This is a genomic window from Streptomyces fuscigenes, assembly GCF_021556455.1.
Taxonomy (GTDB): Bacteria; Actinomycetota; Actinomycetes; order Streptomycetales; family Streptomycetaceae; genus Streptomyces; species Streptomyces fuscigenes.
This window is the reverse complement of sequence record NZ_JAKGCV010000516.1, coordinates 1-3,565: the sequence shown is the minus strand read 5'-3', so window position 1 is coordinate 3,565 and position 3,565 is coordinate 1. Positions and strand designations below refer to the sequence as shown.

3 protein-coding genes are annotated in these 3,565 nt (G+C 72.8%); all 3 read left to right on the top strand.

The genetic code is table 11. The features are described from left to right. The first annotated feature begins 681 nt into the window (after positions 1 to 681). Positions 682 to 1,638 (top strand): ABC transporter substrate-binding protein, encoded by a 957-nt coding sequence (locus L1885_RS25570; RefSeq protein ID WP_235799534.1) that lies wholly within the window; start codon positions 682 to 684, stop codon positions 1,636 to 1,638. A gap of 158 nt (positions 1,639 to 1,796) precedes the next feature. Beyond that, positions 1,797 to 2,600: an AAA family ATPase gene (locus L1885_RS25565; protein WP_235799533.1), complete on the top strand. Its 804-nt coding sequence runs from the start codon at positions 1,797 to 1,799 to the stop codon at positions 2,598 to 2,600. A 230-nt stretch (positions 2,601 to 2,830) separates the two neighbouring features. Next, the coding region (locus L1885_RS25560) for a GTP-binding protein (protein ID WP_235799532.1) at positions 2,831 to 3,565 on the top strand (735 nt) is incomplete at its 3' end.

The window sequence follows — 3,565 nt, the reverse complement described above, 5'->3', positions numbered from 1 at the left end:
CCGCGCCGGCCGCCGCCGGCCGCCCGGGCGCCGGCGTCGCGGGACGGGGGGCCTGCGTGCTCGGGGCGCCCGGTGCCGCGGGGGCGCCCGGTGCTCCCGGGGCGGCCGGATCCCTCGGGGTACTCGCCGCGATCCGTCCGGAATTCGCGGTCGCCGGAGTCACCGGGGTCGCTCGCGTCCCTCCTGACCCTCCTGTGCGCGGGCACCAAGCCTCCTCGGCTGTACGCCCGTTCTGACTGGTCAGGGCGCTACGGCCGGATATTCCGACCGGATCGGCGAGCGGAAACCATCTCAGTCGGCCCGCACAAGGGCGGACCGGGTCCGAGGAATGAAGATTATCTAGTCGCTCTACGGTGCCGTCTACGACCCCAGAGAAGAATTGACCAGACCGAGTTGGCCGTACGACGAGGGCAATTGCCGGATGCAACCAGCAATTCGATCACGATGCGCCACGGGCTGAACAAGACCGACCGGACGGTTCGCGGATTGCTTCCGGTTGCGCGCACCGGGTGCCAGTCGATGTCAATCAGTGACATGAAAAGCTTGACGGGCGGGGCGCCCCTGGCTTGGATCGACACCATGTGTGTGCAGGGGTTGTCAAGCACGCGCGCACGGCTGCCTCTGTCTCTCCACATGTGCGCTCGACCCACCAGTCCTCCGAACGACTTCAGGTTGGCAAACGTGACCGTAACCGGAAACAGCCGCAAACGCGCCATCACAGCCGCGGTCGCCCTCGTGGCCGCCGCCACGGCGCTGGCGGGCTGTTCGTCCTCCTCCTCGTCCGACAAGGGCTCCTCGGACCCGCTCCAGAAGCCCGCGGCAGGCGGCGACACCGTGGTCGTCGGTTCCAACAACTTCGCCGAGTCGATCCTGCTGGGCGACATCTACGGCGAAGCACTCAAGGCCAAGGGTTTCAAGGTCAGTTACAAGCCGAACATCGGCAGCCGCGAGACCACGTACGGCCTCATGAAGAACGGCACGCTGACGGTCCTGCCCGAGTACAACGGCGCGCTGCTCGCGTACCTCGACTCCAAGGCCGCGCCGAAGACCGTCGAGACCACGCAGGCCGCGGTCACGGCGAAGCTCGACCCGAAGCTCGCGCTGCTGGACCCGGCTCCCGCGCAGAACAAGGACGCCGTCGTCCTCAACGCGGAGACGGCGAAGAAGTACGACCTGACGACCAAGTCCACGATCGCCGACCTGAGCAAGGCCGCGCCGGACCTGGTCATCGGCGGCTCGCCCGAGTTCCAGACGCGCCACCAGGGCCTCGTCGGCCTCAAGTCGGAGTACGGCCAGACGTACAAGTCCTTCAAGGCGCTCGACGCGGGCGGCCCGCTGACGATCGCCGCGCTGAAGGCGAACAACATCCAGGCCGGCGACGTGTTCACCACGGACCCGAGCATCCCGAAGGACAAGTTCGTCGTCCTCCAGGACCCGAAGAACCTCTTCGGCTTCGAGAACGTCGTCCCGCTCGTCTACAAGTCGAAGCTCTCGCAGAAGGGCGTCGACGCGCTCAACGGGGTGTCGGCGAAGCTCGACACGCAGTCGCTGCTGGAGATGGACACCAAGGTCCAGTCGCAGAACGCGGACCCGCTGGCCGTCGCGAAGGAGTGGCTCACCAAGGCCGGCCTCGGCTGACCCCGTTCCGGCACCGGCCGGAACACGCACCACGCGGCACCGCCGCCGGACGACGGCTCCGGCAGCGGTGCCGCGCCCGTTTCCCCAGGTCCCCCGTGCGGGCCTCCGGGGCGCCCGCGCCGGCCCCGCTACGATGCGCGCGGCAAAGGGGCGCGCACATGGGGGAGTGGATACGGCCGCGCGGAGTGGTGGATCTCCGCGTCGGGGGGCAGGTGCCGGCCGGTGCCGGGGAGGCCCGCGCCGGGTCCGCGGCGGGCGGTCCGGACGGTCCCGGGCCGGCCGGCATGGTGGTCCTGGAGTACCCGCCGGGCGCGGTCGTCGTGGTCTCCGGGCTTCCGGGCAGCGGCAAGTCGACGCTGCTGGGCCGCCTCGCCGCGAGCGGCGGCGGCGTCCGGGTCGTCGACCCCCGGGCGGCGCACGAGCGCTGGGAGGCCCGCATGCCGTCGCGGCTTCCGTACGCCGCCTACCGGCCCCTCGCCCGGCTCGCCCACCTGGCGGGACTCTGCTCGGCGGTGCGCTCCGGCGCTCCCCTGCTCGTGCACGACTGCGGCAGCCGCGCCTGGATGCGCCGCCTGCTCGCCCTCGCCGTACGGCTCCGGCCCCGCCGTCCGGCGACGGAGCCCGGCCGTCCCCGGCCGGACGCGCATCGGCAGGCCCGGGACGCGGGTGTCCATCTCGTCCTCCTCGACATCACGCCCGCCGAGGCGCTGCGGGGGCAGCGGGCGCGGGGGCGGCACGTTCCGCGGCGCACGTTCGGCGCCCATGTGCGGGGCCTGGCGGCGCTGACGGAGGCGATCGGCGCCCGCGGCCGCGGGGCCGTTCGGGGGACGGCCTCCGTCGTCCTGCTCGACCGGGCGACGCGTTCACTGCTCGCCGGCGTCGCCTTCGGTCCCCCGGGCCCGGCGGGGGCGCCTCCCCGTACCCCTCGGCCCACCTGCGGCGACGCCGCCGAGAAGGACTGAGCCGCGCCGCGTGCAGGAGGGCGGCGGCCCGCGAGGGGAGAGCCCGGGCGGCTCCCGGTGCCCGGGGCGGGGGCCTTAATTCGGTTGCCGCCCCGTCGGCCCTGCGCTGCACTGGTCGGGCAACGGGCAGTCGACCGAGGAGATGTTCATGCGAGGAGCGTTCGCGACCTACCGGATGGCCCTGACGGGCCGGCAGGCACCCACGCTCTCCTCGAAGGACACGAAGCCACGTGCGTACGTTGAACCTCGGCATCCTGGCGCACATCGACGCCGGTAAGACCAGCCTCACCGAGCGCCTGCTGCACACCGCGGGCGTCATCGACACCGTCGGCAGCGTCGACGCGGGCTCGACCCGCACGGACACGCTCGCCCTGGAGCGGCGCCGCGGCATCACCATCCGCTCGGCGGTGGTGTCGTTCCCGGTCGACGACGTCACCGTCAACCTCATCGACACCCCGGGACACCCGGACTTCATCGCCGAGGTGGAGCGGGTGCTGTCCGTGCTGGACGGCGCCGTGCTCGTCGTCTCCGCCGTGGAGGGGGTGCAGGCGCAGACCCGGGTGCTGATGCGCACCCTGCGCCGGCTGCGCATCCCCTCGCTCGTGTTCGTCAACAAGATCGACCGGTCGGGCGCGCAGGGCGCCGACGAGCGGCTGCCCGCCGACCTGGCACGCCGCCTCGGCGGCCCGTTCGTGCCCCTGGGCCGGGTCGCGTCCGCGGGCGGGCCCCGCGCGGCGTTCGTCCCGTACGGGCCGGACGACGCGGACTTCGTCGCCGGGCTCGCCGAGCGCCTCGCCGAGCGGGACGACGCGCTGCTCGCCGCCTACGTGGCGGACGAGGCCTTGCCGTACGAGCGGCTGCGCCGCGATCTGGCCGCGCAGACCGCGCGCTCGCTCGTGCACCCCGTCCTGTACGGCTCGGCGATCACGGGTGCGGGCGCCGGCGCGCTGCTCACCGCCGTGCGG